Origin of the sequence: Mesorhizobium sp. M6A.T.Cr.TU.017.01.1.1 (genome assembly GCF_004023115.1) — a bacterium.
Classification (GTDB): domain Bacteria; phylum Pseudomonadota; class Alphaproteobacteria; order Rhizobiales; family Rhizobiaceae; genus Mesorhizobium; species Mesorhizobium mediterraneum.
Map to the genome: position 1 here is coordinate 1 of NZ_RZTA01000207.1, position 5096 is coordinate 5096.

Here is a 5096-nt window from a genome sequence, read left to right on the forward strand (position 1 = left end):
GGCCACCGCGAGCCCGTCGTCTGGCTGGCAGTTGCGCCTGACGGGCACTCGATCCTGAGCGCCAGCACCGACCGCACGATCAAGCTCTGGGATATCGACGGCAAGCGCCTGATCCGCACTCTCGGCGTCCACAAGGACATGGCGCGGACAGCGCTTTTCCTGCCCGATGGGGCGCGGGCGCTGACGGCCGGCGACGATGGCGAGATCGTGCTGCGCCAGCTCTCCGATGGCGCTGTGCTGCATGTATTCTCGTCAGGCCAGAACGGTGGCGTCAACAAGCTCGCGATCAGTCCCGACGGCAAACGTGCGGTCAGCGGGCACGACACCGGCAGGGTCATCGTCTGGGATATCGAGAAAGGCTCGGTGCTGCATGTGATGCCGGGGCACGACTGGTCGATCAGCGGGGTCGCCGTCTCGCCCGATGGCACACGCGCGATCAGCGGCAGTATCGAGGGCACGCTGAAGCTATGGGACATCGACACGGGCAAGCAGCTGCGCAGCTGGCACGGGCACGAGCGTGGCCCCTATGGCGTGGTGTTCATGGCCGACGGGCGCCATCTGATCACCGGCAGCGGCGACTATACGATCAAGCTCTGGGATCTCGACGTCGGTCGCGAAGTCCGCCGCCTCGATGGTCATTCGGGTACGGTCTATGCGCTGGCGCTGTCGACCGACGGCAAGCGGCTGCTCTCCGGTTCGCTCGACGGCACGGCACGGCTGTGGGACGTGGAAACCGGCAACGAGACCGCCCTGTTCGACAGCCGGTCCGGCCCGGTCTACGCGGTGGCATTCGCCGCCGACGGCACGGTGCTGACCGGCGGCTACGACCGCACCATCCGGGACTGGCCGGCAGGCGGCGGTGACGCGGTAGCGCTGTTTCCGGGCGCGCCGGAGTGATCGCCGTAAGCTCCTCCGCGCAGATTAGTTTCGAGGGCAAACGCGACCTGTACAAAATCGGCCCAAGGCCCCATCGTCGCCCAGGGTGTAGGGACCGAACATGACGAATCTCCACTTCGTCGAGGCGTCGATCGAACAGTTGCGGCGGGCGCTGGAGGCCGGCACCGTCACCAGCGTCGAGCTGGTCGGCGCCTGCCTGCGCAGAATTGCGCACTACGACCGGCATGGCATCACCCTCAACGCCGTTCCCGTGCTCAATCCAAAGATGTTCGAAGAGGCGGCCGCGTCCGACCGGCGCCGCCGGGACGGCGCGACGCTCGGGCCGCTGGACGGCATCCCCTACACCGCCAAGGACAGCTATAAGGTGGCGGGCTTGTCGGTGGCCGCCGGCTCGCCCGCTTTCGAGCACCTCACCGCCAACGAGGACGCCTTTACCATCGGAAGACTGAGGGCCGGCGGCGCGGTGCTGATCGGGCTGACCAACATGCCGCCGATGGCCAATGGCGGCATGCAGCGCGGCGTCTATGGCCGGGCGGAAAGCCCCTACAATGCCGACTGGCTGACCGCCGCCTTCGCCTCTGGATCGTCGAACGGCTCCGGCACCGCGACCGCCGCCAGCTTCGCCGCCTTCGGGCTGGGCGAGGAGACATGGTCCTCCGGCCGGGCGCCGGCGTCGAACAACGCGCTGGTCGCCTACACGCCGTCGCGTGGCGTCATTTCCGTGCGTGGCAACTGGCCGCTGGTGCCGACGATGGACGTGGTGGTGCCGCATACGCGCAGCGTTGCCGATATGCTCGAACTGCTCGACGTGATCGTCGCCGACGACCCGAACACCAGGGGCGATTTCTGGCGTGCGCAGCCCTGGGTGGCATTGCCGAAGAGCTCGGCCGTGCGGCCGCCGCGCTACGCCGGACTCGAGCCGGAGGGGGCGCTGCAAGGCATGCGGCTCGGCGTTCCTCGCATGTATATCGGCCGCGACACGGAGGTTGACGTTCCGATCCAGACCCGCGCGTCGGTGCTCAAGCTGTGGGAGCAGGCGGCAGCGGATTTGCGACGGCTCGGCGCGGATGTGGTCGAGGTCGATTTTCCCGTCGTCTCCAACTACGAGCGCGACCGGCCGGGCACAAAAAACATGGTCGATCGTGGGCTGGTTCAGGAAGAATTCGCCGAGCGCGAGATATGGGACCTATGCATTTCGGCTTGGGACGATTTCCTGCGCGCCAATGCGGACCCTGCCATCCCCGATCTCGCCTCGGTCGACGGCGCAAAAATCTTTCCTCAGCCGCCGGGCACGCTGCCGGACCGCTATGACGACAGTTTCGATCTGGCGGAATATGCCGAGCGAGCCATGCGCGGCGTCACACCGTTCGAGGCCATTCCCGAGCTGGAGGCCGGCTTGAAGGGCCTGGAGGCGACGCGGCGGATCGATTTCGAGGACTGGCTCGACGCGCAAGGGCTCGATGCGGTGGTGTTTCCCGCCGTCGCCGATGTCGGGCCGGCCGACGCGGATGTCAACGAGGCGTCCGCGGCACTTGCGTGGCGCAACGGCACCTGGGTCGCCAACGGCAATCTTGTGCCGCGCCACCTGGGTATTCCGACCGTCACCGTGCCGATGGGCACGATGGCCGATATCGGCATGCCGGTCGGCCTCACCTTCGCCGGCAAGGCTTATGAGGATACGAAACTGCTTCGGCTGGCTGGCGACTTCGAGCACGCTGGCCAGCGCCGCACCCGGCCGCCGCGCACGCCGGAATTGGCCGACGATGTCTTTGCCGCCCGGCATGGCGACATCACGACCAAGGATGTGCCGGTGACCGTCACGCTTGCCGCCGAGGCGCGGCATGCGGGTGGCCAGGACGAGATAACAATCACGCTTGATGTGCATGGCGAGGCCGGAGCCGAGACCAGCGTGAAAATTCATGTCAACGGCGAGCCTGTGGCCATGCAGCGGACCGGCGCGCGCTTCACCGGGCGTGCGGTCGTACCGGCTGCCACGCACCAGGCGATCCACAGCGTCTGGCGCGGCTCGTACGGCTCAATCGTCACCGCCGTCGTGCGTCTTGAGGACGGACGCGTCGCCGGCGCCTATGCGGAGACGGGAGGGATTGGGTAACATCGCGCTTCGGCTGGTGCCACGGCATCCAGCGCAGCGTCTGCGGCCAGTCTTTCAATCCGCGTCAATCCGGCTTGCAGGGGTCGGCTTTGGCCGCTGCCGTCTTTTCGCCCTCCTGCTGCGCTTCGACATCCTGCTGCGAAGTGGCAAGGTTTTTATCCCCACCGCCTTCCTGGTTGGCAAGCGGCATGGTGTTGGCGTCCTTGCTGGCCGGGCCGCCCTCGACCCTGTTGCCGGTATTCGCGTCGGTTTCGAGGGGCGCACGCGTTGCGTCTTTTGCGATGCCTGATTGAGCTTCGATCGATGCGGTCGTCTCATGGCAAGTGGCGCTTGCCGTGCCGGCGGTCAGGCCGATCATAGAGGTGGCGAGCAAAATAGCGGTTAGCGTCTTCATCTCATCCTCCTTTCGGTGTTTGAGCCTATCTTTCTAAACTGCCGGCGGTATCCAAGGTTCCGCTAATTCAGTTCGAACTCGATCTGAACGCTCAGCGGATCGTTCCGGCATCTATCTGGCCGGCATCTATCTGGCGACGTATTCCCATTGATTTGCGGGCTTCCGCAGGCGCGGCCTATCGCGTATTGGGCCAGGGAAAATCCCTTGGGCACGCGTGAAAAGTATGATTCGACTGGAAAGCATCAGCAAGCAGAACGGCCGGCAGATCGTCTTCATTGAAGCCTCTGCCTCCCTGCAGAAGGGCGAGAAGGTCGGGCTGGTCGGCCCCAACGGCGCCGGCAAGACGACGCTGTTTCGCATGATCAACGGTGAGGAGCAGCCCGACGAGGGCCAAGTCTCGGTCGATCGCGGTGTCACTATTGGCTATTTCAGCCAGGATGTCGGCGACATGGAAGGCCGTAGCGCTGTCGCCGAAGTGATGGACGGCGCCGGGCCGGTGAGCGAAGTGGCAGCCGAGATGCGCGAGCTCGAAGCCGCCATGGGCGACCCGGAGCGATCAGGTGAAATGGACGCCATCATCGCCCGCTATGGCGACCTGCAGGCGCGGTTCGAGGAGCTCGACGGATATGCGCTGGATGGCCGCGCCCGCGAGGTGCTCGACGGCCTCGGCTTCAGCCAGGAGATGATGGACGGCGACGTCGGAAAGCTTTCCGGCGGCTGGAAAATGCGCGTGGCGCTGGCCAGGATTCTGCTGATGCGGCCCGACGCCATGCTGCTCGACGAGCCGAGCAATCATCTCGACCTGGAAAGCCTGATCTGGCTGGAGCAGTTCCTGAAAGGTTACGACGGCGCGCTGCTGATGACTTCGCACGACCGCGAGTTCATGAACCGCATCGTCAACAAGGTGGTGGAGATCGATGGCGGCTCGCTGACCGCTTACTCCGGCAACTATGAATTCTACCAGCAGCAGCGGGCGATCGCCGACCGGCAGCAGCAGGCGCAGTTCGAGCGCCAGCAGGCGATGCTGGCCAAGGAGATCGCCTTCATCGAGCGTTTCAAGGCGCGCGCTTCGCATGCCGCCCAGGTGCAGAGCCGGGTGAAGAAGCTGGAGAAGATCGACCGCGTCGAGCCGCCCAAGCGCCGCCAGAAGGTGTCGTTCGATTTCCAGCCGGCGCCGCGCTGCGGCGAGGACGTGGTGACGTTGAAGAACATCCACAAAAGCTATGGCAGTCGCTCGATCTATGAGGGGCTGGATTTCCAGGTGCGCCGCCGCGAGCGCTGGTGCGTGATGGGCATCAACGGCGCCGGCAAGTCGACGCTCTTGAAGCTGGTGGCCGGTGCTTCCGAGCCGGACAATGGCACGGTGGCGCGCGGGCCCAGCGTCAAGATGGGCTATTTCGCCCAGCACGCCATGGAAGTGCTGGAGGGCGAACGCACCGTGTTCCAGACGCTGGAGGACGCGTTTCCGCAGGCCGGCCAGGCGCCGCTCAGGGCGCTTGCCGGCTGCTTCGGCTTTTCCGGTGACGAGATCGAGAAGAAATGCCGGGTGCTGTCGGGTGGCGAGAAGGCGCGGCTGGTGATGGCCTTGATGCTGTTCGACCCGCCCAACCTTCTGGTGCTGGACGAGCCGACCAACCACCTCGACATCGCCACCAAAGAAATGCTGATCACGGCGCTCTCGCAGTATGAGGG

General features: G+C 65.5%; 4 protein-coding genes. 3 read left to right on the forward strand and 1 reads right to left on the reverse strand.

Features of this window, described 5'->3' with window-relative positions; translation table 11 throughout:
- Together EOB36_RS32960 and EOB36_RS32965 are read left to right on the forward strand one after the other, a co-directional pair.
- Nucleotides 1-897 (forward strand): WD40 repeat domain-containing protein (locus EOB36_RS32960; RefSeq protein ID WP_164897697.1); only part of this gene is annotated, 897 nt, incomplete at its 5' end.
- Nucleotides 898-997: 100 nt separating this feature from the next.
- Entirely contained in the window at nucleotides 998-3010 is a 2013-nt protein-coding gene (locus EOB36_RS32965; RefSeq protein ID WP_128286536.1) for an amidase, read from the forward strand.
- Between the two features lie 64 nt (nucleotides 3011-3074).
- Here EOB36_RS32965 and EOB36_RS32970 read toward each other — a convergent pair whose 3' ends face one another.
- The gene (locus EOB36_RS32970; protein ID WP_126105720.1) at nucleotides 3075-3404 is read right to left on the reverse strand and encodes a hypothetical protein; all 330 of its coding nucleotides are present in this window, start codon (nucleotides 3402-3404) and stop codon (nucleotides 3075-3077) included.
- A gap of 223 nt (nucleotides 3405-3627) precedes the next feature.
- On the opposite strand from EOB36_RS32970, the gene EOB36_RS32975 reads away from it, so the two are divergent.
- A partial coding sequence (locus EOB36_RS32975) for an ABC-F family ATP-binding cassette domain-containing protein (protein WP_164897698.1) occupies nucleotides 3628-5096 on the forward strand: 1469 nt, incomplete at its 3' end.

Excerpts from the sequence above, each read along its gene's own strand:
- EOB36_RS32965 (WP_128286536.1), top strand. The coding sequence starts at position 998 with ATGACGAATCTCCACTTCGTCGAGGCGTCGATCGAACAGTTGCGGCGG.
- EOB36_RS32970 (WP_126105720.1), bottom strand. The coding sequence starts at position 3,404 with ATGAAGACGCTAACCGCTATTTTGCTCGCCACCTCTATGATCGGCCTG.